The organism is Fusibacter fontis (assembly GCF_055378735.1).
The window spans coordinates 2,645,831-2,670,814 of sequence record NZ_AP042445.1 but is presented as its reverse complement, the minus strand read 5'-3'; the positions used below and the strand labels follow the sequence as shown (position 1 = coordinate 2,670,814).

Annotated in this window: 23 protein-coding genes; 4 read left to right on the top strand and 19 right to left on the bottom strand. The window is 33.0% G+C overall.

The window, feature by feature from the left end; all coding sequences use genetic code 11:
- Positions 1-13 precede the first annotated feature (13 nt).
- Positions 14-1,453, bottom strand: a complete 1,440-nt coding sequence (locus ACZ41W_RS11940) for an RNA-binding domain-containing protein (protein ID WP_464312210.1) — start codon at positions 1,451-1,453, stop codon at positions 14-16.
- 349 nt (positions 1,454-1,802) lie between these two features.
- Between ACZ41W_RS11940 and istA the strand changes: the two genes are divergently transcribed.
- A complete protein-coding gene (istA, locus tag ACZ41W_RS11935; protein WP_464311844.1) occupies positions 1,803-3,350 on the top strand; it encodes an IS21 family transposase in 1,548 nt (515 codons plus the stop codon).
- Positions 3,340-4,116 (top strand): IS21-like element helper ATPase IstB, encoded by a 777-nt coding sequence (istB, locus tag ACZ41W_RS11930; RefSeq protein ID WP_464311843.1) that lies wholly within the window; start codon positions 3,340-3,342, stop codon positions 4,114-4,116. The genes istA and istB overlap by 11 nt, the downstream gene beginning before the upstream one ends.
- Positions 4,117-4,540: 424 nt before the next feature.
- Here the strand turns inward: istB and ACZ41W_RS11925 are convergent, their stop codons facing one another.
- The 6 genes from ACZ41W_RS11925 to ACZ41W_RS11900 all read right to left on the bottom strand — a co-directional run bounded on the left by ACZ41W_RS11925 (position 4,541) and on the right by ACZ41W_RS11900 (position 12,544).
- Positions 4,541-4,693 carry a hypothetical protein gene (locus tag ACZ41W_RS11925; RefSeq protein WP_464312209.1) on the bottom strand — a complete coding sequence of 51 codons (153 nt, stop codon included), beginning with the start codon at positions 4,691-4,693 and terminating at the stop codon, positions 4,541-4,543.
- A gap of 14 nt (positions 4,694-4,707) precedes the next feature.
- Complete coding sequence (locus ACZ41W_RS11920) at positions 4,708-7,116, bottom strand: AAA family ATPase (protein ID WP_464312208.1); 2,409 nt, start codon at positions 7,114-7,116, stop codon at positions 4,708-4,710.
- Positions 7,117-7,156: 40 nt separating this feature from the next.
- Complete coding sequence (locus ACZ41W_RS11915) at positions 7,157-8,578, bottom strand: HNH endonuclease (protein ID WP_464312207.1); 1,422 nt, start codon at positions 8,576-8,578, stop codon at positions 7,157-7,159.
- A gap of 155 nt (positions 8,579-8,733) precedes the next feature.
- Positions 8,734-9,855, bottom strand: coding sequence for a restriction endonuclease subunit S (locus ACZ41W_RS11910; protein ID WP_464314289.1), 1,122 nt, complete (start codon positions 9,853-9,855; stop codon positions 8,734-8,736).
- Positions 9,845-12,259, bottom strand: a complete 2,415-nt coding sequence (locus tag ACZ41W_RS11905) for an HsdM family class I SAM-dependent methyltransferase (RefSeq protein ID WP_464312206.1) — start codon at positions 12,257-12,259, stop codon at positions 9,845-9,847. Before ACZ41W_RS11905 ends, ACZ41W_RS11910 begins: the two co-directional genes overlap by 11 nt.
- A gap of 12 nt (positions 12,260-12,271) precedes the next feature.
- Positions 12,272-12,544, bottom strand: coding sequence for a winged helix-turn-helix domain-containing protein (locus tag ACZ41W_RS11900; protein ID WP_464312205.1), 273 nt, complete (start codon positions 12,542-12,544; stop codon positions 12,272-12,274).
- 169 nt (positions 12,545-12,713) lie between these two features.
- On the opposite strand from ACZ41W_RS11900, the gene ACZ41W_RS11895 reads away from it, so the two are divergent.
- Complete coding sequence (locus ACZ41W_RS11895; protein ID WP_464312204.1) at positions 12,714-13,079, top strand: hypothetical protein; 366 nt, start codon at positions 12,714-12,716, stop codon at positions 13,077-13,079.
- Positions 13,080-13,126: 47 nt separating this feature from the next.
- On the opposite strand, the gene ACZ41W_RS11890 is transcribed toward ACZ41W_RS11895, so the two are convergent.
- From ACZ41W_RS11890 to ACZ41W_RS11835, 12 genes are all read right to left on the bottom strand, one after another.
- A complete protein-coding gene (locus ACZ41W_RS11890; RefSeq protein ID WP_464312203.1) occupies positions 13,127-13,789 on the bottom strand; it encodes a hypothetical protein in 663 nt (220 codons plus the stop codon).
- A gap of 213 nt (positions 13,790-14,002) precedes the next feature.
- Positions 14,003-14,887, bottom strand: coding sequence for an ArdC family protein (locus ACZ41W_RS11885; RefSeq protein ID WP_464312202.1), 885 nt, complete (start codon positions 14,885-14,887; stop codon positions 14,003-14,005).
- A 195-nt stretch (positions 14,888-15,082) separates the two neighbouring features.
- Positions 15,083-16,771, bottom strand: a complete 1,689-nt coding sequence (locus tag ACZ41W_RS11880) for a hypothetical protein (RefSeq protein ID WP_464312201.1) — start codon at positions 16,769-16,771, stop codon at positions 15,083-15,085.
- Positions 16,772-16,838: 67 nt separating this feature from the next.
- Positions 16,839-17,477 (bottom strand): hypothetical protein, encoded by a 639-nt coding sequence (locus tag ACZ41W_RS11875; protein ID WP_464312200.1) that lies wholly within the window; start codon positions 17,475-17,477, stop codon positions 16,839-16,841.
- 15 nt (positions 17,478-17,492) lie between these two features.
- Positions 17,493-18,377, bottom strand: a complete 885-nt coding sequence (locus ACZ41W_RS11870; RefSeq protein WP_464312199.1) for a FliH/SctL family protein — start codon at positions 18,375-18,377, stop codon at positions 17,493-17,495.
- Positions 18,378-18,407: 30 nt separating this feature from the next.
- Positions 18,408-18,752 carry a hypothetical protein gene (locus ACZ41W_RS11865; RefSeq protein ID WP_464312198.1) on the bottom strand — a complete coding sequence of 115 codons (345 nt, stop codon included), beginning with the start codon at positions 18,750-18,752 and terminating at the stop codon, positions 18,408-18,410.
- A 27-nt stretch (positions 18,753-18,779) separates the two neighbouring features.
- A complete protein-coding gene (locus ACZ41W_RS11860) occupies positions 18,780-19,178 on the bottom strand; it encodes a hypothetical protein (protein ID WP_464312197.1) in 399 nt (132 codons plus the stop codon).
- Positions 19,179-20,300: 1,122 nt separating this feature from the next.
- Positions 20,301-21,377: a hypothetical protein gene (locus tag ACZ41W_RS11855; RefSeq protein WP_464312196.1), complete on the bottom strand. Its 1,077-nt coding sequence runs from the start codon at positions 21,375-21,377 to the stop codon at positions 20,301-20,303.
- A 471-nt stretch (positions 21,378-21,848) separates the two neighbouring features.
- Positions 21,849-22,079 carry a hypothetical protein gene (locus tag ACZ41W_RS11850; protein WP_464312195.1) on the bottom strand — a complete coding sequence of 77 codons (231 nt, stop codon included), beginning with the start codon at positions 22,077-22,079 and terminating at the stop codon, positions 21,849-21,851.
- A gap of 11 nt (positions 22,080-22,090) precedes the next feature.
- The gene (locus ACZ41W_RS11845) at positions 22,091-22,354 is read right to left on the bottom strand and encodes a hypothetical protein (RefSeq protein WP_464312194.1); all 264 of its coding nucleotides are present in this window, start codon (positions 22,352-22,354) and stop codon (positions 22,091-22,093) included.
- Positions 22,355-22,395: 41 nt separating this feature from the next.
- Positions 22,396-22,710, bottom strand: a complete 315-nt coding sequence (locus ACZ41W_RS11840; RefSeq protein WP_464312193.1) for a DUF2958 domain-containing protein — start codon at positions 22,708-22,710, stop codon at positions 22,396-22,398.
- A 173-nt stretch (positions 22,711-22,883) separates the two neighbouring features.
- Entirely contained in the window at positions 22,884-23,501 is a 618-nt protein-coding gene (locus ACZ41W_RS11835; RefSeq protein WP_464312192.1) for a hypothetical protein, read from the bottom strand.
- 222 nt (positions 23,502-23,723) lie between these two features.
- Between ACZ41W_RS11835 and ACZ41W_RS11830 the strand changes: the two genes are divergently transcribed.
- A complete protein-coding gene (locus ACZ41W_RS11830; protein ID WP_464312191.1) occupies positions 23,724-24,959 on the top strand; it encodes a hypothetical protein in 1,236 nt (411 codons plus the stop codon).
- Positions 24,960-24,984 lie beyond the last annotated feature (25 nt).

Sequence of the window (24,984 nt, the reverse complement as noted above, 5' to 3'; positions counted from 1 at the left end):
TTCTTATCTAAGCTCATTGATGATTACTTCTTACATATTTTTGCTTTGAACTCTGTGGTTTATCCGGTATCGTCATAACCAGTAATCCAGATTCAAGTAATGGTGCAAGTATCGCTGTTCTAAAATGCTCTCTGTCACTGATTCCGATATATTCTTGAATTTCTGTTCTTGTACGTGGAACCTTGCAAAATTCAAGTATTAATATGGCTTTTTCTGACAACTCAACTTGCGGGGTGACTTGAGGGGTGACTTGCGGGGTAACTTGCGGGGTAACTTGCTCGGTCGTGATTTGAGTTTTGAAAATAATTTTGAATATATTAGATTCAATTAACTCTGCTTCCCCACCAAAGTAAGCCCTACTGTATTTGTGAATATTTCTAACACCAGAACCTAATTCGTCAACATATCCAATCTCCTTGAACACCTTTGCAATGGTTGGATTTTTGGGAAAAGGTGAAAAGTTATTTGGATCTATAACGCCCATTCCATGGGACTTATTTGCATTTTCTGTGAACACGGTATCATTCCCTATAATAAGCTTTGTCGGAAATGGATTAGAATAATCTCGATGAATTAAAATATTTGAAATCACTTCTCTGAAAATTTTGTCTCTAAGACTAATACTTATATCCCCTTCAAGATAGAATGGATCTGGTAGATGTTTTGTTATAAATGCCATTAGTCTGTCATATGTCTCAATTAAATTTGTTCTTATATCATCTCGGTCATCATATCTATCAAGATTGATCTTTCTTAAAATTGCATCCACTCTATGATAGGGAAGAACCGAATTGATCGTTTCATCTTTTCCAAATATAAGAACACAGGCAAGATTGTAGCCTTCAATATTATTTTTATAATCATAGCTGTACAGACCTGCACTTTTTAAAAGCTCATCATCACTCATCGTAACCCAAGGATGTTCGCTGTTTCTAAGACTTGCTCGCTTTCTTGCAAGAGCAACTAGATCTCTTCTTAGATCATCTATTTTTAAAAACTGAAAAATATCATTCTCAAAATGTGTCGTTTGCTTTCTTTGATATAACGCTGCAACTTGGTTCGTATGATTTGTAATATCAAAATCTCCATCTTCATTTCTGTCAAATATTTTACCACTGCACCTATGAACTTGAGAGCTTTCAGGTACTGCAATATAAAGAACCATTTTCCCATCTATTTCAAAATCAATTATATCCAAATAATAAGTCGGATTAATTTTGTTGGCATTATTAACAGAAGTCACAAAATCAATTTTAAGTTTTTTAACTCTCTCTTTATCAACACCGACAATTTCACCATTGTCTTTTACGCCAAGAAGAATCTCGCCGCCAAATCTGTTAAGGAATGCACACACAGACTCAAACAAATCCTTATTAAGCTCTGATCTACTTTCTTTAAATTCAATATTTATTCCTTCGCCTTTTGAAATCAGGTTTCGAATTTTTTCAATCATAAAAGCTCCTTTTCATTCAACAAAAGCTATTACACCTTTACCCTTTACAGAATGATCTGTGTTCCATTCGTGAAATCATGTTTCGTATCTTAGTCATTCTGTTGATTAATTGCAGTTCTTTTTCTGAAACAACGAAGTGATATAATCAAATTTGATTGTTTTATTTATATTATATCTTATAAATATTATGAATAATCCGCACTAAATTGATCCACCTGTCCGATATAATTGAGCCATCATTCCGTTTTAGATTGAGCCACCATTCCGTTGTGTGAGCCATTTGAAATAAAACCTTTATACTGTAATCATACATCCAAAAGATGTAAATACATGTAAAGGAGGTCATTTAATGACCGATTATAATGAAATTCTGAGACTTAAAAGTCTTGGGTTTAGTGAGCGAAATATTGCGCTCAGCTGTTCTTGTTCGCGCAACACAGTCGCAAAAATAGTTAAAAAAGCGACCGAATTAGGTGTCCAGTGGACAAAGAGTAACACAAGAACCAACCATGAGTGGCAAACATTACTTTTCCCTGCTCAGAAAGAGCCTCATGGCAAGCGCCAACCCAACTATGCGTACATCCGAGGCGAACTGCTTAAAAACGGTGTAAGCAAGAAGTTGCTTTGGGCTGAGTACATGGAAGAATGCAGACTTAGCGGTGAAACACCACTCATGTACTCTCAGTTTTGTCGTTACCTTCAAGAGGATGAACAAAAGCGTCGTGCAACTATGCATATTAGTCGAAAACCTGGAGAACAAGTCGAGGTAGATTGGGCTGGTGATCCAGCCAAAATAATTGATCCCGATACCGGCGAAGTCATAGATGCATATCTTTTTGTTAGTGTCATGACTTATAGTCAATACGCGTATGTTGAAGCCTTCATCAATGAAAAGCAACGTGCTTGGATAACGGCCCATGTTCATATGTACAACTACTTTGGTGGTGTTACTAAGATTCTAGTTCCAGATAATTGCAAAACAGCGGTAGTTCACACCAAAGATTGGTACACGCCAAAACTCAATGCCACGTATCATGAAATGGCTGAACATTATGGTACTGCAATCATTCCAGCAAGGGTTAGAAAACCGAAAGACAAAGCAAATGTCGAGGGTACCGTTGGTAACATTTCTACTTGGATTACAGCTGCTTTAAGAAATGAACAGTTCTTCACTTTAGTGGAACTCAATGCTGCGATTAAAGAAAAACTTGAGATTTTTAACTCAAAGGATTTCCAAAAGAAAGAAGGCAGCAGGTGGAGTCTCTTCCACTACGAAGAGTTGCCTTTCCTAAGCCCACTACCCACTACCTCTTACGAACTGGCAGACTGGAAACAAGCCACCGTTCAGTTTAATTATCACATATCTTTGGATGGAATGCTATATTCCGTTCCGTATGAGTATATCAAACGTAAAGTAGATGTGCGGGTAACAGATAGAGTCATCGAAATCTTTTACAATCATAACCGTATTGCCTCCCACAAGCGACTTTATGGACGCAAGGGTCAATACAGTACCATCTTGGAGCATATGCCTCTAGATCATCAAAAGTATCTTGAATGGAATGGCGATCGCTTTAGAAAATGGGCCGAACAAATTGGCACACATACACATAAAGTTATCAGCGCTATTCTTGCCTCCAGTCGCGTGGAGCAACAAACCTATAAAAGCTGCATGGGATTACTCAGGCTAGCCGAGAGACATTCTGAAGAAAGCCTTGAAGCAGCTTGTGAAAAAGCTTTGAGTTATACTTCGAGTCCAAGTTACAAGAGTATCAAAAATATTCTTGCCGCTAGGATACTTGATAAGCCAAAGCCTATACCTGAGCAGATCGTAAAGAACAAATTCGGTGTAACACGCGGATCTAACTACTATGGAGGTAAAAATAATGATAAATAATTCGACTATTGATAAACTTATAGAAATGCGATTAACCGCAATGGCAGATGCTTATCGTCAACAAATTACCGATCCTCAAATGAAAGATATTGATTTTGAAGATCGTATTGGAATGATGGTTGATATTGAGTACACAAGAAGGAAAAATAATCGACTGTATCGTTTGATAAAAAATGCAGAGTTTGAACAACCCGGCGCAAGTATCGTAGATATTAATTATTCCTCAGGTCGAAAAATCAACAAAGACTTGATTAAACGTCTTGCAACTTGTGAGTATATAGCTGAATTTAGAAATATATTTATAACAGGTGCGACTGGAAGTGGCAAAACATATCTTGCTAATGCTTTTGGCATGGAAGCCTGTAAACATAAGTTTAAAACACAATATGTGCGACTTCCTGACTTACTTCTTGATCTTGAACATTCAAGAAACGAAGGTACCTATAAAAAAGTAATGGCAAAATATTCTAATCCTTTGCTGCTGATTATTGATGAATGGTTGCTATTAAAACCTACAGCTACGGAAGCAAAAGACATATTTGAACTTTTGCACAGAAGAAGAAAACACTCATCTACAATCTTCTGTTCACAATACCGACACGAAGGTTGGTATGATCAACTTGGTGGAGATGATTCACCTTTAGCAGATGCAATACTAGATCGCATCGTACATGATTCATACAAGATAAACATCGAAAGTGTAGACCCTACAAAAGATTTATCCATGCGAGAAGTCTATGGTCTAGATAAACGATTAAGCGAATAACTAAAAACTCGCTGGTGGCTCAATGGTTCCGGACAAGTGGCTCACGCCACACCGGAACTGAGGCTCCACCGAATAGGAATATTCATATTAAAAATTCATCCTGATTACTGTACATTTTTATACTGTTGAATCTATTTACGCTCTATCTTGTTATTTTCTTCCCATCCTCTCCTCACATTTAAGCCGCCAAATACAAAGCCCCTGAGTGGGGGAATCCATAGAAAAATGACAATCCGAAGACCGAAGGGCGAGGACTCTTGTTATTTTTTCCCCATCTCTCCCCCTCATTTAAGCAATCAAATACAAAGCCCCTGAGTGGGGGAATCCATAGAAAAATGACAATCCGCAGACCGCTAGGGCGAGGACTCTTGTTATTTTTCTATGGATTCCCCTACTCAGGGGCCAAATTTCAATGCTTAAATCTTCACTCCCACTCGACAACTTTTACGATATACCTCACGTCAAATGGCTTATTTTCAACAACTCTCAAATCACTCAAATCATATAAATCATATAAATCTGTGTAATCTCGATTTTTTTGGGACTTTTTTGGTACACCTGTCAAATTAACATCCATTTCTCCATCTCTAATTATATTTGCACACTTATATTACTTTGTGCAGAATCGAAATGAATTCCGTCAAAGAACTTTATCAGACTTATTACTAATTCTGATAAAGTTTTAAGTTCAGACTCGGTAATCAAAGGGGTATGACTATCAATTGCTGAAGGGTTCCCATGAGAAAACATATTACTGTAATGAACAAACATATAGTTAAGTTTTTCATGCCAATTATTTTCATTAATTCCATCTACTTCTCTGAAATCTTTAAATGGATTATTACCAACTGACAAGTCATCTTCAAATTTCTTTATAAAGTCACTTAAACCAGGAGTCATAAACTTATTGTTAGATTTTAAATAGGCAAACTTAAAACTAAAGAAACTCTCAAAGACAATCCTTATATCATTTGGAATAGTATGAATCGCTTGTTTAAAGTCAATATTTCCATTTATGAAATCTAAAATTTCATGCAATTTCACATAGTAAAGAGTCGTGAAATTCGCAAAAGTATCTGGCATAACTTCAATATTTGAACCCAAATCACTATTTCTAATGATATATGCACTAACTTTTTTAGATTTTATATGCTTCATAAAGTTTATCAGTATTTTTAAAAATTTATAACTATGGCTACTCACAAATAATTGTTGAGCATTTGAAAACTCACTATAAATGACCTTAGCAGTGTGAAACAACCTATCTTCATCCATGCTAGATATTGGGTCATCAATATAAACGACAACTTTTGAAAGTTCTTCAGCTTTTACTTCCGATTTTATCTTGCTTAAAAAATAAGCGAATGCAAGTGTCGTTTTTTCACCTTCACTCAATGAATGCTTTAGTGACTTTGAGTTTTCTCCATCAGGATATTCAACCTTGATTTCTTTATCAATACTGACATTAAATCTAAATATATTCATGTCTTTTAAAAACTGATTTACATATTTTGATTCTATCTGCAAATTAGCTAATTCAGTATTTATTAACCCATCTATTTGTTTAATTCTATTTTCTTTGTTTCTTTGGTCTGTTTGTAATTGGTTTAAAGTTGAAATAGGATTATCATTCTTAGTTTTATCTTCTACCAGTCTGCTAAACTTCTCATAAAATAAATTCTTCAATTCATCTTCAATCTTTTGAGATTCACTATCATTGCTTAACTCTGCGATAGTATTGTTAATGATAATGTTTATATTGGATATATGGGTATTGTAAGACTTCATTAATGACAGTATTGACCCGTTGGAAAATCCAATTTCCTTTAAGTTTAGAAGTTTTGTTTCAATCTGTGCCTTTATACTATTTAATGCTTCTAACAATTCTAGTTTTTCACTGAAAAGTGCTACGGTTCCATGCTTACTAGCTATTCCATTGTATTTCTCTAACATGACAAATAGATTTGCATTGTTACTATTATTTACATTATTGATTAAATTATCAATTGATTTTATATACAATTTTAACGAACCTTCAAGTTCATCTTTCTCTTTGTTAAAATATGCCTGATAATCGGAAATCAATTTTTCTATAGTGCTTCCAATATTCGAATGACATAATGGGCATTTTTCATCCTTTGTTTCTTTAAGTAAGGCTAACCCATTCGAGTACCAAGTATCAACAAACTTGATTTCTTTACTTCGAAATTCATTTACTTTATTTAGTATGTAATCTTTAGCGTTGTCCTCAACACATTTATTAAGACTGTCGAAAATCAAGTCAAAGTTAATATTCTCTAATTTACTTATCCCTGAGTTGAGAATCCCAATATCTGTTCCAATATTTTCATTATTGGTGATTTTAAATCTTTGAATTTTATTCTCAATTTCCTTATTTATTTCAGTTTCACTTCTTAATGTCTTCTTGTATTTAGTCGAAGGCGTAGAAAGTTTGATTCTTGTTATAGGGTTTTTCTCTAAAAACTCTTTTTTTACTATACTCTCAACACTTGCAATTTCTTCATTAAGCCCTTTTATATGTTTTTTCAAGCCTTCAGAATTGTCTTTACCTAATTGAGCATTAATCTCATTTTTTTCTGCTTTTAACTGTTCAATTAATGGAGTAGTTATTTGAGTCTGGATTGATTGGTCAATGTTGAATTTTTTAGCATCCGCATTACTACCATCATATAGATAATTTGAAACAAAGAGTGAATTGAATACATATATATCTTTTGTATGAAAACCTTGTGTAGTAATATTCTTATAACTCGAATCAATTTTTAGGGATATTTCTGCATTAGTTTTAAAGAGATTCTTTTTAATGTCTTCTTTAACAGATACATCTTCAAATCTACTATATAACGAAATGAGTTTTGAAAATATTGTCTTTCCTGAACCATTTTCCCCAAAGATAAAGTTTAAATGGCTAAATTCAACTGGTAATATCATATTCTTGTAAGAACCTACATTTTTAATAGTTTTCACTTCATTAATCAAGTCATCGCCCCCTTTTCATAGCAAATAATTCAAATTGATTCTAATTATTCAAGAATTCTTTCACCTCATCTAATGAATAAACTTCTTTTCTTGAGTGCAAAATCATATGACAATTAGGACAAACAGGAACTAAATCATTTTCAGGGTCAACTTCGTATTCATCATCTATTTCAGCAAGTGGTTTTACATGATGCACATGAATCTTTCCAGCAAATTCTTCACCATATACTTCACCAAAATCAAAACCGCAGATGATGCAGCTAGTGCCATGAATTTCTATGCAAGCTTGTCTTGCCTTGGGATTTCTCTCATAAGCATTTACTACTATCTGCTTTTTAAAACCTTCAGTATACTTTTCAGCTTCTTCTGATGGGATTTCTTCTGGTATTAACACCTGATTTGATTTCAAGTCAATTAATGCCATTATTTCTTCATATTTATTTGAATCTAACTTCTGTTTACTTTGAGTAAATTTGTTGAAATTAGGGTCAATTCTTCTTATCTCTTCAGAAGTTATTGGTTCAAAGACTCTAATACTATTTGTATCAAAGACATAAGCACCATTATAAATGCCATCTATTGGTTTTTCATGTTTCGTTATTCTAATCAGTTTAGCACTAGCAATAACAGCATTATCTATCTGAAATAATATAAGTGTTCCTGAAGGAGTATTAATTCCTGTACTTCTGAAATTGTAATATCCATCTTTCTCATAGATTAAAGTGTTTAGGAAGAATGATTCCTGAATCTCTTTGTAATCCATATCAGGAAACTCAAATTTTGAACTCATTGGAAGTAGTCTTATCTCTTTGATTTTAGGGTTATTCCAGTGATACAAGAAAACCATGAAAAGATAGTTGTTGAAGCTTTTAAATTCATCGTGATTATTCTTATACTCAATAAGAAGTTTTCTTTTTTCTTCAAGGTCTAAATGGCTTTGAAACTTGATTCCAAGTTTACTTAAAAAGAAATCAACATGTTCTTCAGAGAACACATTTAAATATTTATCAGGGTAATAAGCAGTAAGGATTTTATTCTTAAACATTGGCGAAATAGGATTTTTTAGTATTGCCTGAGTGTCGTCATTCTCTCCAGCAATTAATAAATCATTCAATGCTTTCTTAATGTTAACAAAGGCTTTACCTGTATCTAAATCAGCATCCCATTTTGGAATAGTCTTATAAACGCCTTCAGCTTTATTGTAATAGACACCGAATTTCTTATCAGCAGTTGACCCGCCTTTTATGCTTCCAAGTTCTCTTAGCTTTGTTTCAAGCCAATAGCAAAATGATTCTTTACCGCTACCAACTACATAATCATCCATGAGCATATTATGAAGTTGATTAGCTGGAAATTTTGCTACAAAATCTCTTCTTAAGACTTCCAAAGACTCATATTTTGCTATTGTCAAATCATATTTAGCAACTAGAAATTCGCTTATTGACTCCGTGATTGGTTTCATAATATCACCAGCCTTCTTATTTGCAGATTTGGAGGTGGCTTATATTAAGCTACCTCCAATATTTTAATTACAAACTTATTAATTTAGATTACAACTTTTAATCTTAGTAAAGGATATTAATTTATAGCTTCGGTTAGAGGATACCATATTTAACATTATCCAAGTAATATTTTGATTTTATCATGTATTCTATTCAGCCTAGACTCTAGTTTCCATAATTTCAAATACGAATCTACTATTGTATTTTGGATGTCTATACTTATATTTCCACTGTCATCAACAGGTAATTTTACTGGAATACTAGACATATGAAGAATGTCCAGCTTACCATTATTAGACTCTGCCGTTTTGTATTTATAGGTCACTTGATTCAGATAAATCATTAAATAATTTGGATTTATTAACTCTTTGTATTCTTGCCTTATAACAATCCTTCCACACTTTTCAGAATATAGATAATCGGTATCTCTATAAAAAACAACACCCGCATAACCATTTGTAGTCCAAGTTAAATCTCCTGAATTTCCTTTTTTGTGAAATCCATCAAAAAATTCTTTTGACACCCTTCCCATCAGCCCATTATTCTCGGTTGCCGATGAGTAAACCGGATAACCATTTTTATCGAAGTTTCTATAAATTGATTCTTCACTAATCTGGTTAGAACCTTTATTCAATAACGCAATATCTTCTATCTTTTCTACTTTAAAGTTATCAATTAAGAGTTCGAAATCATATTTCGATTTAACTTTATATATCATATTCTCCAAATCATTTCCTAGTTGATATAACTTCTCAAACTCACTTGCAATTTTATTCTGAATATCTACATCAATATTTCCATCAGGTAATGTTGGTAAATCAAATTCTATTATCGACATTTGTTCATTGTACAACATTGGTTGACTACTAGATTGCAACGAACTTGACATAATTAAGTCTTGTTGAGTATATACAAACCACTTGTAATTTACTAAATCTCTGTATTCATTTTTCAATATCAGTACACCACAATGGTCATTAGGGAAAAACTTGTAGTCTCTATAAAACATTGTACCTGTATTTACACCATCTTTACTCCATGTTACACAAGGTTCATTAACAATAACTGATTCGCCGTTTTTCTTGAATTTTGAGAGCCACAATTCATCAGCATACCATGTAATTCCTTCGTTAACCGTTTGTGCCGTGACACAAGGTAAATTTCCAGAATGTGAATAAACCTCTTCTTCGGTGATACGTGTACCTGTTTTAACATGAAAGATATCACTAATTTTCACTTTCAAGAGCATCACCCCCAAATAAACCCTTTAATTCACTCATAATATCATCTACCAAATGTTTAATTTCATCATAGCTGATGGGCTTAATTGCTTTTTTTCTAAAGTATTTTTCAGGAACTAGAGTTAATGCATACACTATTTCCTCAATGTTTTTATCATACCATTTACCATTTTCAGAATCGTATTCAAACCCTAACTCTTCCAATATAATTTGGAAGTCTTCATCCACTTCGCCATCTTTTGTAATGTAATCATTTTTTGTGAATTTTTTTAATGTACCATTTTTATTCATAGGAGCTTTCTCTTGAAGTATTATATAATTTTCAGAAGACAACACTTTATTATCATTAAGTTCATCCCATAATACACCATTTATTTTTTTAGCATCTACAGTGGGGTTTTTTACTGTTTTCTTTTCCATTATTTCTTTAAAAGAGATATAGCCATATTTCTTGCCAGTAATTTTTTCATTCCACTCATTATAACTTTCAAATTTATTATCATCTTCTTTTGCTTCATATATTTGTTCAATTTGAGAAAGATTAAAAGCACCATGAACATCTTGATAAGTCGCCATCTCATTATGCAAATAACTACCATCATCTGCCTTCAGATTAGTTGGAAATCGTTTATCTGAATTAGCATAGCCATCATTGTCTACAATATAAGAATAAACCCTCTCATTTTGTAATACTCTATCCTCTAATGAGTTCAAAGGCTTTACTCTTTTCTCTAAGAACAGTACATATGTTTTCCATTTTGTATACGGTGCAAACGAAAACTTAGGCAGCGAAATTATTGCGTCAATTTTGCACTGCTTAATTATATATTCTCTGAGCGGAGATAGCGTTGGTGCTTCCATTATTCCTTCAGGAACTATAACAAGTGCCTTTCCTCCTACTTTTAGAAGTTCAATGATTTTTATTATAAAATTCAATTCTAATCGCTTATTGTTGTTTGTCTTTAAAAACTCATCATCACTATTGGGGTCATCTAAGGCTATATCTCCCTTACCGTAAGGTATATTTGTGATAATATAGTCTAACTCCTTCCTAAGTTCAGTTGAACTTAACGTATTGACACTTCTAATATCAGAAAAACCATCTCCAGCCAACGTCATATTAATTCTAGTCCTACCAATGTTATTATGACGTATGTCATATCCTATTATAACTTCGCTAGCGAGTTTAGATGTGTCAATTTCAGGATGCTTTTCATCACATTCCTTTTGGATATATTTAAAGGCTTCTGTTAAAAAGCCCCCAGTTCCACATGCTACGTCAGCTACAGTTTTCTTGTTTTGAACTATATCCTCAATATCTTTATCGGTCAAAAACATTCTAACTAATGGTTGAATGATATGTCTTCTTGTAAAGTATTCACCTAATAATGATTTCGTCTTTTTACTTGCAAGTGTTTCATAGACCTCCCCAAATAAATCAATCGCTAAATCAGTCTCAGGTATTACTCCTATTTCTTTGTGGATTTTCATAATTATAGATTCATTTGGGTCAATTTTTTCATTAAACTCTCTCACATCAATGTTCGACAATGCATTCTTAAAATTAAATGTCTCTACATCTTCTTTATTTTTAATTATAAATACATCATAGTATTTTTCCTTTAAATCTTTGTTTGGTTTATTACCAATTATCGTTTCAACAAACTCCAATATATCTGTAGGTTTAGTAAATGAACTCCATTTTCTCTTCTCTTTTTCTAGAATCATTTTTAAGGCAATAAATGAAACTGTGAAATTAATCGACAATTCATCGTTATTCTGGATTTCTGGTATTTGTCTATAAAGGGTTTTTAGTTTATTTATGACAACATGTAAGTTCTTCTGTGTAAACGGCTTTTCAACATATTCAGACAATTTGAACTCGTTCTCATTTGGATTATCATAAACTAATTTAATGATATGTTTTCCAATGAAGAAATCAACTTTTTTCCCATTAATAATCAAAGGTTCCCATTTATGGTTTTTCAATACTCGGACCTCAATATTGGGCACATGTCCAATAACAATTCTACAAGTGACTTTACCTGAACGATTTAATCCGTTAGCATACATAATGGCTTGGTCTAATGCATTTTCCTTACTTCCAACTTTTTTATTCTCAATAATTAAATCTACGTTACTATTCCCAAATAAATTGAAGATAAGAACATCAAGTTCACCTTTTGATTTACCCTTTACTGATTCAATTTTACTGTCAATCTCCTTAATTCCAGTTTCATTAAATCTTACGATTTCTTTATCGTTTATAACTTTCAAATAAGCTTCTCTAACTTCAAAATCAACATTGTTCTCTTTACCTTTAGGTATAATTATTTCTATCGTGTCATTTATTATTAAATCTAATTCCTTCTTTGGAAATTCTAATTTCTTAATAATCATTTGTTTTCCCTCCTATAGTATAGTCGTCTCAAATAATTTGACTAATTTTAAACCTTTCTCAGTAATTGAATATTTTCCTCTTTTATTTTGAAAAGGTATAACACATTCTAAATCAATCAATTCATTAATAATCCTGTTAGTCTTAACCTTTGAAAAATGAGCTAAGTCAGCAATTTCCTGTTGCGAGAGTGATGCGTAGGAATCCTCTTTAATTTTTATCTGGTTTTCTTTTAATAACTTGAGAATTGTGTATCTGTCATTTGCAAATATTTCAAGACTCAACATAAGCACCCCTCCATTTCATAATCACTACTACATTATACCTTATAAAATTTGGAATTTCATCTTTTATGGTGTACATTTTTAAACTTTTAAATCAAAATTCCGAGTGAATTGAATAACTTCAATGTGATATAATGAACACACCTAGACAACGTATATGGAGGATTATTAGATGGATTCTAAAAAAATAACTGAAGAAGAAATGAGAAGAGAAGTCGAAAGACTTAAAATTGAATTAAAACCTATGGCAGATAAGCTAAATTCTCAGATTAAAGACGATGCTGGAGTGTACGCTGACAATATCTATAATCAGCTTAGGACTGTAAACAAAATTAAAAGTATTGCATTTAAGGCTAAAACGAAGGGTGAAGAGCATCTGGTTATCCTCTCTTTAGAAACTGTGAATGAGCAAAATGAAGTAGTGAAAGCTGATTTTGAACTGCTTTCATTTGAAGCATTTGAATTTGCAGACTATATTGCAGCAGCGATTGCAAAACTTGGCAAAGACACAGAATTCGCAGAATTTATCACATTATAAGATTAGACCCAAGGGCTTTCCCTTGGGTCTCTTTTCTGCTAAGAACTCTATCTCCAACTACTGAATTTCCTTAAATCTTCATCAATCTCTAAATAATCATTAAGGCGATTTTTATCGAGAATGTCTATGACATTTTCTTCAAGTTCAATGATGCTTTTGCTATTAATCGTTAGTTTCTTTAGGTTGTTTAGATTCTCCTCAAGATATTTTCGTTCAAAGAATTCAATATTTTCGAGCCTTTCATCTACAGAGCTGGTAAGCCATTCGCAATTTTCTTCAATTTTTTCGATAATGGCATCCTTTATATCATCTAGACTATCTAAGAATTCGTTATAAAACAAAATGTCATTCGCATATTCAGCTTTTGCCCTAGAATGAAAATCATGACCATGATATAGTCTGTCCATGTATTCAATCTCCAACGAAACAATATTTTCGATTTTAGCCACTATACTATGTCTTCTTGAACCATCTGCTAGACCAATAACATCGTAAATTCCACAGCCTTTATCTTGGAAGAACTGAACATCATCCAAATCATATTTGTAATCATCTTCACCCTTCAAATTACTATTTAGATACTCAACCACTTTCACTCTAAAGCATTTCTCGTTATCACTTGTTACCCAAACGAGGTTAGCAAAAGCAACATTACTTTCGTTATAGACCTCCATAATCAACTTGTACTCATTAAAGCTTAATTTTTTCATACTTAATCACTCCTTTTTATAGTTTTCGTAAATACGGTATATTCACATCCTCATCTACAACTTCATTATATGGTTTTTTACTATTTAAATTCTTTAATTGAGGAATTATATTTTGATTGTCTTTTCAAAATGTTATCTTACAAATCGTATAGAGATTCCTGTCTGTGTGTATAATTCGTAAAAAAGACTCCTTAATCGGAGTCTTAAGTTTTGTTATGCAACTTCTTCAACATCAACAACATCGTAGGTCTTTAAAATCAAGTCAACCGCTTTTGTAGCCTTATTGCTAGCAGATACAAGTAAAGTAGTATCATCTTTTAACTGTTTTAGCCAGCTTCTAAGATAAGCTATATTGTTATTTTCTGCTTTCTCTGTTTGAATTCCAAGCATAGACATAATTAGATTTGCACCAAGTTCAGCACACAACTCTTCTCGGGAGTATGAATCGCTTGCAAAGGTGTGAGAACTAACCTTGTCATCAAATCTGCCAAGAATTTTCCCAGTTGAATGAACACATTCATGAGCAAGGGTTGAGTAATATTCAGTAATGTCTCTGAATTGATTCTTTGCTGGAATTCTGATGTAGTGACCTTTCGGCGAGTAATAAGCTTTATTTCCACCTTCTACTTCATCAAAGCCAACCCCAGCTTCACTCATGTAATATTGCAAAGCTACTTCTGCTGTTTCAATCGGTTCATTTTCAAATGTTTCATAATTGCTTTCTAGACCATAAACATCATCAATGCTATAGACTGTGTAATAACGTAAAAGTGGTATTGTTTTGGTTTCAATTTCACCTGTTGACTTATCTGTAGTTTCAAACTCATTGAATTTGAAGAAAACTACCATTTGCTTTCTACAACCTTTCTTAAGTTTCACTTCAGGATTCTTTTTCTGTAAATCACAGATTTGTGTCCAAGTGACGAATTCGCTACCTTCTAGTAACCACAAGTTAATCCCATTATAAAATCTTCCCGTCACGTAATTCCGTGGTCTTTTTCTAGTCCATGGCATTCTCCAAGGATTACAGCCATTTACTATCGCATCCTCAATTTTCTTAATCATTTTCTCATTGATAATTTCATAAACTTTGTTCATATTCATTCCTCCCATAATGCTTCCTAAAATGTAATTCATGCTGACGCACCGCTATTCTCATTTGTTTTGATAATTCTATGCAGTTCAACTATTAATAATTCAAATTTATGAGCATTAGACAGTACAAGAATTTCACGTTGCCAAAGGAAACAATTTAAGCAACTAAAAAAGAAGCCCACTTCTGGGCTTCCGAAACTATTGGCTATCATGAGAAAAAAGTAATTTGAAGAACTCATACTTGTTACGTGTATTGATTTTAGTAAGTTTGACCTGAATTCTATTTGCTAAATCACCGAAACCTTGGTCTTTGAAATCTCTATCCATTCTTTGCTTTGCAGTCTCTAATGTCTTCATAACATAGTTAAATTTAGATTTTGTGCAAGTATAGATATTAAAGCAAACGTCTATTTTGGAATCTAATTCCTTTAGCATATAGTACGCCATCCAAATTCTATTGAAGATTACTGAGGCTTCAAGTGCATCGCTAGTATTATCTACAATGGCTATGGTCACTTCCAACTTGCTTTTATGAATTGATTCAACATAAATTGAGTTATTGATTAGAATTTCAAATGTTGGGTTCAATTTGACCGCCATCTTAGTATCATCATCAATTTTGTAAGAACTAATATGGTACATCCTTTTCAAAGCATCTATTTTCAGGTCAATATCATCGAGAACCTCTTTTAAAACCTCCTGTTTGTAGGCATCTTCTTCAAGATTTAAGTTCTCGCTACTATTTAGAATTTTTCTATCTAGACTTCTCAAATAGCCTGAATATGCCATTTTTCTTTGAAGGTATCGTGATAGCTGAAACTCATTGTTCATGTGGACATGTCTAATATCCGTTAGCTTTCTTTCGATGGTTTCAACAGATTCTTGCTGTTCGTAACCCGACTGAAGCATAACTTCATCAGCCTTAATTGCATTTTTTAAATGCTTTCGAATTCGTCTGTTACTGTGTTTGAAGAAATTGTTATCCAAATTCATAATAATGTTCATAAGTCTGTGAACTGCTTCAACATCTTCGACTTTGCTATGTTTTGAGCGACCATCAACTTCGCTTACAAAGTCATACATCACATCGAAGAGGCTTAATCCATTTTCTGAGCTTAAGCGAATGACCTGATTGTAAATGGCTATTTTTTTACTACTTGATATATCTAAAAAGCTATCCACAATCTTCTTCTGTGCAACCGCATTGCTTTGTTCAACAATATCAGCAGCAGTCTCTCGTGTGATGTTGTGACTCATCAAGAATTTTAATTTCAGTTCCTTCATCGAGGTTGAATTTTTACCGACCTTTAGATATTCATTATAGATATAATGCTTGCCGTATTGGCTGATAATATAATCAACTTTGAACATCGGTTCTTTTGACTCAAATATTTCAATATAGGGCTTTAAATAGTCATGTAAAATTTTGTGTGCTTGTACTGCATGGATTGTTCTATATGTATATAGCTGATTTTCGCTAATTTCAACAGCTTTAAATCTAGCTGAATTTTCCCTATTATAGTCTAGTTGCTTAACAGAATTAACCCCTGAAGCCAATACTATCCCCATGTTTTTAATCTGCTTCACTAGGTATTTAAATTTGACCAACTTGCTAACCACATTGACAAATGAATCAAATTGAAGAATCGGCTTAAACATTGAAGCCAAATCCTCCAAGAAGATATTATGACTCAAATATACAACCCTAATTACCAGTTTTTCCGTTTCATTTAAGTTGGTATCGTTTATTTCTCTTGTCCAGATTGTCTCTGTGCTATTATCTGAAATGTTCTCATAATAGTCATTTAAGCTGTTCATAGTTTTGATAATGCTACTCTTATAGTTTTTCTTATAATTCGTGATTTCATCGTTTGACATCATAGTCATCACTCCCTCCCTCAAAATTTTTACGTCATAACATTTCCCTCCTTTCCAAACCGTCGCAAAACTTTCTTTAAACTCTCCACTCGTTGACTCTAAAAGCCGGATTTGATTCTTCTGTATCCAGTGTGATTTCTGTCTTGATATCTATCGGTATACATCTCACTTCTAGAAGTTTGAAATCATGTTCAGCATCCTTAATCTCCTGAATTGAATAAAATCTTGACTTCCAAGGATGATAACTCATTTTGCGTTTAGCTTCAAACGTAAATTGAATATGATAAGTTGGATTGTAAGTAAGCTGAAAGTCTTTGTATAATCTGTATGTTATCCCCGCCCTGAAATATTCTCCAAAATATTTATCTTTGCAAAATACTAAGAATTTATTGATTAACTCTGCATTGTCTTCAATATCTCTTTTAAAGGCTATTTGTTCAGCTTCTGTATCTTTTTCCAGCAACTCATAAAAGTCCTTTGACTCAAATTCAGCCATCCTATTTTCAGCCTCTGTATAAAATTTATCAAGTAAGTTAAAAATAAAATCATCAATCTTGTCTTGGATTGATTTGTTTTCAGTTGAAGACCTCGCCTCATATATAATATCCAGCATTTTTTCCATAGTACGCTTTTTTTCGCTTATACTGCTTGTACTTTCGTAGATATTTTGCAAATCGCATAACTGACTATTAAGTCTTGTAATTTTTTCTTTCATAATAACCGTCCTCCTTCATTTTGATGGTAAATATATTGTTGTATTTCCAGTTGCTTTCTCATAATTTACATGAGAGCATTTGTCTTCATATTTATAAGAATCCGTAAAGACTTCTACGCTAACGCTAATCATTTCTGTTTCTGAATGTTCAATGACGTGTTCAAGTTTTTGAACAGCTATATGAATCATTTCATGGTTACGCTGATGATACTGACCAAAGGAATTTTTAAGTGTATCAAGCATTTGTTCAGCTTCGTCTCTACTTATATTTAAGCGAATATCTGGAGCCGAATAGCCCTTAAAACCCTTTTCTTCCAGTGTTTTTAACTCCATTTGAAGCATCTTTATCTCAGAATTACTGATGGCTTTAAAATAATTCGCCTGTTTTTCTGATTTTGCATTCTCTAGCTGAATTTTCAGTGAAGCTTCTCTCACAGATACTTCTTGCCTTTTTTCATCAAGTAGTCTCTGTGCCTCTTGTTTGAATGCTTTTCCGCCTTTACATTTTTCAAATTCATTTTTCAAACTTTCACCCGTTAAAAACCGACCTTCATCAATAACCTTCTGTGGAACAATTTTCGAAAGCTTACTCATACCCTTAGCATGTGTAGAACCTCCGCTGGACTTCCAATCGCATCTAGAGTCATTGTGAATCTTATACTCCTTACGAAACTTGTCAGTCGTCTTGAAAATACCTTTTTCAGCGGTGTCAATTTCTTTAATGTAGCCTACTGATTTCAGCTTAGTTAAAAGAGTTTGATTGCCCAGTCTTAAAATATCATCCTTCGAAAGTCTTCCATCGCTAAAAAGAAAGTGTTTACCGATACTGTTCACTTTGCTATTATTCCAGTTGAGTTTGTTCGAAGACGATTTTGATTTATTGCCTTTAACCGTTCCCAACGTCATCACCCCCATTACTAATATATAAATCTATATTTCATCACCTTCAAAATCACTTAAGTCAAGCATTTCAATTTTCTTTGAATGTGAATACTCGATAAATCTTTCAGCCTTATTCTTTAAGTCAATTTTTAGTTGCTTTACCTCTGCCAATTCAAATTCCAGTGTTTCTGCTATATCACGATATTCATCAATTAAATCCATTAGAATCATGAGTTGATTCCTATAGCCAGCGTTTTCCTCATGAAGTTTCTCATTTTCAAGTTTAAGAATCTTCATTTTGCAATTTTCTTCAGCTTGAAATATTGCTTCTTCTGCTTCTTGGATACGTAAAAAAGCATTGTCCTTTCTACTTGTAATCTTTTCTAAATCCATCTATTTCAACCTCCTTCACAATTTTTTCTACCAGTCTGCCATTGCCTCTTCTTCCTCAACGCTTACTTCAATTCCATTCTTTATTTTATTATTTGGCTTTGGATTATCAGGAACATTTGAGTCGGATTTATCTGAAGCTAACATTGACGAAGAATACATAATTGGCTGATTGCGACTTGAAAGTGCGTGTGTCATATTATTGATAATCAACAAGTCTCTATCAGCGTTGTTTAAAAGCATAGTGTTCATCATTTTAAGTGACTTGATTTCCATTCTTGGATTGTCTGAATCAGGGGTTACATCACCAAAATCCATAAGCAACCGCAATGCTTTCATTATTGTTTTAGTCATATTGTCCTGTTTTTCAAGGAAATCAACGATTTCATCGTCTCCAATATTTATGTTAATTTTCTTTCTTTTAGTCATCTTGAGAACCTCCTTTTCCAATAATTTATTTTGTCTAAAAATAATATGCTTTTTTATCCATACTTAGTCGCTGAAAAATGTCGAACGATGTATATTACGCCATATTTTTATGAAGCGATTACCGTATGATGACCATACTTCATTTTGAAAGTGGTTTATCATTACATACTAAACGTATAAATTTGTATAGTGGCGTATGTGGAAATACATTTGATTGCATTGTATAAACTAGCTTTTTATGGCTGGCTTTGTGAATAAATTTCTTGTGTACTAATCTTTGTTTTAGGCTTTTGGATTTTAATGGGTTAAAGTCTCCCGATGGAGACTCCGAGAAAAGTTCTGGTCTGAAATCGTTAAGAAATGGCTTGCAAAGCCATTTTAGATTCAGAATTTGTTCGACTTTAGGAGAACAAATAAGAACCGTAGTGGAAGCTAGAAAGACATGATGAGCAACTCATCATGTCTTTCTGGTTGGAACGAAGTCTGTAGTGAAATCAATTAAATTGCTGTCTTAGCAATTTGATTGATGTAACGGAAGAGTTTCGATGCCAAACGAGGCACCTCGTGCCGAAAGTGAAGCTTAAGCGAAACGTGTGCGGAGCATTTATCGAAGATAAAGGCGGAGTCTCCATCCCTAAATGCTACTTTAATTTTCTCCTGATATATGCCTCCAGACAGGATTTCCAAGTCTGTAGGGGCATCACTAAACATACTATCGAAATGCTAAGCTGCAATAGTATGTTTTGGAGACGCTATCAGGAGAATTTAAAGTTGTTAAAGTAGGTGTTTGAGACCCAATTATTTATTACTTTTGCGTATAAAGTTACAAGCGACTCTTTGACTCCAAAGCCTCCTACAAGCATTTTGATAAGAGACACGCCTTGTTATTGCGAAGCAACTAAAAGGCTGTTTACTTTTTTTCAATCAATTAGTGATTAGCTTTAAGCCCGACGATAGGTTACTGTTTATAGCTGAGGTTCATTTCTAGAGTATAGATTTATATATTCTTTAATTAATAAACTTTTATTGATATTGTTGCAGTTTTTGCACGAAATTCAGAGTTTGAATCTCTAGCCATTGATAAAACAGCATTTATATTAGATAAAAAATTACTGGCACACATTAAAAAGGTGTATCAATATCAAAGTCATCGTTATAATATTCATCATATGTCAACTCTAGAAGTGGATTATCTAATGCCAATTTATTCGCTTGTTGCTGAAAAAATATCTCCTCTGGAACTTCATCAAAGGCTTTATCTTCCTCATCTTTTCTTAAAATCTTTGAGAATATTTTTTCTGATATATCCGTACCAAAATTTAAAGCTACAAATTCATTTGTAAATTTCTCGATTTTATAGCCCTTTTGATATAGTTGATTTGCCATCATTTCAGCATGTTCAAGGGTAAAATGGTGATTTAGCGACAGGTATGTCATCTTGTGTTGGTCTTCAATTCGAATTTGCTTGTAGTTTTTATCAGCAATTGAAAATTCTTTATTAAAGAATCCTAGCAAACAGAGCAGATTAACCACTCTGGATGCAGTCGTATGATTCGGCTTGTCATTGTTAACTAGCATTGCCAGATATCGAACTGAGATAGAAATGGTGTACGGTTCTTCTTTTCTCATCTTTTCTAGTCCTTCAGCATTAAGTAATTGTTCTTGTCCATACTCCAAAATTTTATAGAGGTAAACACGATGGTTCTTTAGAATTTTGTTTAAGTGCTTATAATCAGATACTTGGTTTTCAAATGTATCTTTAAGGTCTTTATACTTCTCAATTTCAGCCATAAGCCTATTTCTATTATCTTGTAAGTAATTGTCGTAATGTCTCTTATATGCCCTCTCATTTGCCTCCCTGTGCCTCTTATGAAGCTGATTAAGGCTATTCTTCATAAAATTTTCTCTATGCCGAATAAATAGTTCTTCACGCATGTCCTCGTTCCATTCAGTTTTGCCTTGATAGACTTTAAGACCGCCAACAGACTCAATTTCTTTGTATTTGCCAAACTTCTCATGAATGAACAAGTCGACCATATAGTCAGTTCTGTATTTATATCCGAAATCTTTAAAGTCGTTATGCCAGTTTTTAACATCACAAGAACCAATTAAATTCTCATCAGAATTAAAGAAATACCAAACAAAATCTTTGGTTTTATGTGCTTTATATTCTTTTCTTTTTCTACCTTTATTAGCCATTGCCTTCACCTCCATAAATTATTCCAATAAAAAAATCGATGTCTCATTTCGAACACCGATTTGTATGTTAAAACCATAATTTAGGTCAGAACAACCTAAATATGCGAATAATTTATATCGTATTAAAATATAATTCTCTTATACGAAGTAAAATTAACGTTTCATTATCGGCGTTTGAAATTGTTATGCTTAATTAGTGTTCCACCACTCATTTAAGACTTCTCATTTAAGCTATTATACAAATCATCAGTAAATCTATTCGATGTAAATTGTTCGAGAGGCAAGATTCCATATCTTGTCTCTTTTTCATTTCATTTAGATATATCTAAATCTATTGTAACTTTTATATTTTTTATAATTCTTTTATAAAGGAACTGAAATTAAATATGTTTGACTTCATAACCCCATCAGCCTCTTTGTTGCAAAAGAAAAGCCTGACTATAATAGTCAAGCCCTTCTTCAGAAAATGTTTTAACCATGTTCTTTGTCTATAAAGAATATGGACCCATTTGAAACACTCAGTGCCTCCAATACTATGACACTTTGGTAGCTTACGTTCTCGAATATAAATTTTTCACCGAATATATAGTAGTTCACACCGTAGGATTTTACAATCGATTCCAGTTGGTTAACACCATAATTCCAAGCTTTAAAGTGACAATCATAAGATTTACCTTCACTTAAAGTTATTTTTCTATCCATATGTTCCTCCATTAATTGAACACACAACTTCGTGTAATTGATTTTCGAGTTGTTTCTAGTAACTCATCAAACTCTCTATAGAATTTTGTCTGATACATTGCTACTTCCCAGTCAAGTTTAATTCTAGAACGACCACCATCTGTATTATTTACCTCAAGATGACCTTTTATATTGACGATTTTACCGTCTTCAATTAGGCATTTAAAAGTTAATACCTTATTGCCGAAATTGTTACATACATCGCTTTTTTTAATAATCAGGGTCTTCTTAATCATGTGCTTTCCCTCCTCAACGGGCTTATAACCCTTCCTCAATTTCAATCGTTCTTAATATTAGCAAATTTTGTAGGTCTGAAGTAAAGGTCTCTTTCAACACTAAAAACACCTCTTATTAGCAATGATTCCAGTTCGGTTAATACGAAGTAACCCCATTCAGAACAGTCTGGGGCAGCATCGTTTTGAACATAGCCGAAAAATAAAACATCATTATCTTGTTCTTCAGCTTCAACTACAAACCAAGTGAAGTTGAATAGGAAAAATTTCAGCATAACCATCTTTTCATCAGTCTTGATGTTCTCTGTTGTGTAAAGTGCTGGTAGAGTTGCTAATAGTTCTTTTGTTAGTAGTTTCATAATCCATTCCTCCGCTTTATAGTGTTCTATACATAAAGAAACAGAGCTAACCCATAATTATTTCAGCCAGTAGCAATTCCTACAATTTTGTTTCCAGCCATTTTAATTACAGATTTCTCTGTTCCATTGTTTTTTATTTGATACACTATTATATTTTGTTTCGGAGTAAATATTCATATCATTTGATGCAAACTCATGACTCTTTCATAAAGCTTCTCTACCTCTGTAAATGTAATCTCAGCAAATTCAGGAAGCATCCCAGTTACTTTTCCACGTTCAACAAATCTATATGAATTCCCATTGGCAAGATAACCTATAAATGATTCTCTTTCTTCAATTTCATCTTTTACAACAAATGACATTGCTACAGCAACAGGTAAGTGAAATCCACATTTATCATTGTAGGTGAAAACAATCATATTTTTATGATATCTAACATTCAAGATTCCGAATCGATAAAGTCTTTCAATAATCTTCGCCTTCAAGTCATATAGAATATCAGATGCTAGTGTTGGATTATCAATAACATCATTGATTTTAATGGCATCAACCTTGACACCATTATAGTATTCTAGACCTTTCACATACTCCGAGTAACACAAATCTCGCCTTCTATACTTGCTATAAATCCACAGCCTATTATCTTTAGGTCGGAATCTCACCCTTATTAAATCATTCTCTTGAATCAAATAATCTTCAGCATCAAATCCAGAAGTTTCTGAGGCTTTTTTAAGCCTTGCTAGCCTGTTCAAATTTTGCAGTCCTTTCATGATTTCATCTAATTCATCCATTGTCTCTCCTCCTTCAATTTTATTGTTCTCTATATTTTATTAAGTTAGGAGAAAATGATAACAATGAATGCCTATTATAAAACGATTTTATGTCCTAGCCTTATATCTTTGTAGCTAGGTGCATCTATTTGAACACTATAAGTGTTTTGTATTTTCAAATTCTTTATTTGTGGATTCAAGAATGCTATAATCTATCTAGTAGAAATACGTGGAGGTGTTAAATTGGAATTGCTAGAAATGATATATAGACATAAGAAACTCCAAAGTGAGTACACTACTTTAGGAAATGAACTTGTAAATGGAGACACTTATTATGACATTCGAGCCAAATTTGTAGAGGACTTGGCTACTGCAATGTCTGACTTAAAGAAAAAAGACCCTGAATTGTTTAAAAAAGCATGTTTGATGAATGCAATTAAAAATAAAGTCGTTATCAATGGCATTGATATTACCGATATCTTGTTTAATGGCATATGCGAAAATCTTTTCGATGGCGATAAAAAGTCCGAAATCCCCCCATACTTGAACAACCTATTTGAGATATATAAAAACGGACTATTGAAAGATGTTGATGCGTATTTTGATTTGATAGTTAGCCTTGAAATTTCTGATGACTTGCGAAAAGATGTGGTTCTAATTATTGAAAACAAAGTCAAATACACTGTTCTAAGCGACTCCGTTGAAGTTGAGATAACTAAAGATGATACTTTCGATGATTTGATTGAAAAGCTAGCAAAGTATCCAGCAATTGAAATCACACCTGTTGAAGATGCAAGTGTCAACGTTATTAAGCATTTGGAAGGCGAACGCATTACTAAACAAGTCTATTACAACTACAAGAACAATCAGGATATCGAGTTTTCGAAGATTTTTTTCTTCAACATTTGCATTTACCTAGGTCTTGAAATTAACTTTGTTGAGACATTCTTGCTTCAGCATGGGCTATCAATCAAAGAAAGTAAAATGAGCTTGGACAAGACTTACCGATATATATTTGAATATGGACTCGATAAAGAACTGAGCGAATTATACTTGATTCTTATTGGCTATCGAAAAAAAGACGTAGCACGAAATATCGATATAAAAAAGAACTATTTTGGTCTCATTAATGCGAACAGAGATAAAGATGAGGATGCCCTTCATACTGCAAACATACATTACTGTGTCAAGAAACTTGATAAGGCAATCGAAACCCTTAAATCTTCACTTAGCAAGAAGTACAACTCGTTTCTAAAGCATGAACATAATTATAATGAAAAACCGACTAGCACTAATTTAGCCTTACTAACAAAGGCAGAGAAAAGCTTACAACGGGTTAAGGATAAAATGCTTATGTCTGGGATAGACGTATTTGGAAAAACCGTTGAAGGCACAAAATGGGAAAAAGAATTAAGTTTCGGTGAGTTAGAGGAAATAAGGGAAGAATTATTATCCAAGTTGCACAATTTGAAGCATTAAAAATCAAGAACCCGATACGGGTTCT

Coding starts and splice junctions, on each gene's coding strand:
- ACZ41W_RS11940 (WP_464312210.1), bottom strand. CDS start 1,453: ATGATTGAAAAAATTCGAAACCTGATTTCAAAAGGCGAAGGAATAAAT.
- istA (WP_464311844.1), top strand. CDS start 1,803: ATGACCGATTATAATGAAATTCTGAGACTTAAAAGTCTTGGGTTTAGT.
- istB (WP_464311843.1), top strand. CDS start 3,340: ATGATAAATAATTCGACTATTGATAAACTTATAGAAATGCGATTAACC.
- ACZ41W_RS11925 (WP_464312209.1), bottom strand. CDS start 4,693: ATGGATGTTAATTTGACAGGTGTACCAAAAAAGTCCCAAAAAAATCGA.
- ACZ41W_RS11915 (WP_464312207.1), bottom strand. CDS start 8,578: ATGAAACCAATCACGGAGTCAATAAGCGAATTTCTAGTTGCTAAATAT.
- ACZ41W_RS11905 (WP_464312206.1), bottom strand. CDS start 12,259: ATGATTATTAAGAAATTAGAATTTCCAAAGAAGGAATTAGATTTAATA.
- ACZ41W_RS11900 (WP_464312205.1), bottom strand. CDS start 12,544: ATGTTGAGTCTTGAAATATTTGCAAATGACAGATACACAATTCTCAAG.
- ACZ41W_RS11895 (WP_464312204.1), top strand. CDS start 12,714: ATGGATTCTAAAAAAATAACTGAAGAAGAAATGAGAAGAGAAGTCGAA.
- ACZ41W_RS11890 (WP_464312203.1), bottom strand. CDS start 13,789: ATGAAAAAATTAAGCTTTAATGAGTACAAGTTGATTATGGAGGTCTAT.
- ACZ41W_RS11885 (WP_464312202.1), bottom strand. CDS start 14,887: ATGAACAAAGTTTATGAAATTATCAATGAGAAAATGATTAAGAAAATT.
- ACZ41W_RS11880 (WP_464312201.1), bottom strand. CDS start 16,771: ATGACTATGATGTCAAACGATGAAATCACGAATTATAAGAAAAACTAT.
- ACZ41W_RS11875 (WP_464312200.1), bottom strand. CDS start 17,477: ATGAAAGAAAAAATTACAAGACTTAATAGTCAGTTATGCGATTTGCAA.
- ACZ41W_RS11865 (WP_464312198.1), bottom strand. CDS start 18,752: ATGGATTTAGAAAAGATTACAAGTAGAAAGGACAATGCTTTTTTACGT.
- ACZ41W_RS11860 (WP_464312197.1), bottom strand. CDS start 19,178: ATGACTAAAAGAAAGAAAATTAACATAAATATTGGAGACGATGAAATC.
- ACZ41W_RS11855 (WP_464312196.1), bottom strand. CDS start 21,377: ATGGCTAATAAAGGTAGAAAAAGAAAAGAATATAAAGCACATAAAACC.
- ACZ41W_RS11850 (WP_464312195.1), bottom strand. CDS start 22,079: ATGGATAGAAAAATAACTTTAAGTGAAGGTAAATCTTATGATTGTCAC.
- ACZ41W_RS11845 (WP_464312194.1), bottom strand. CDS start 22,354: ATGATTAAGAAGACCCTGATTATTAAAAAAAGCGATGTATGTAACAAT.
- ACZ41W_RS11840 (WP_464312193.1), bottom strand. CDS start 22,710: ATGAAACTACTAACAAAAGAACTATTAGCAACTCTACCAGCACTTTAC.
- ACZ41W_RS11835 (WP_464312192.1), bottom strand. CDS start 23,501: ATGGATGAATTAGATGAAATCATGAAAGGACTGCAAAATTTGAACAGG.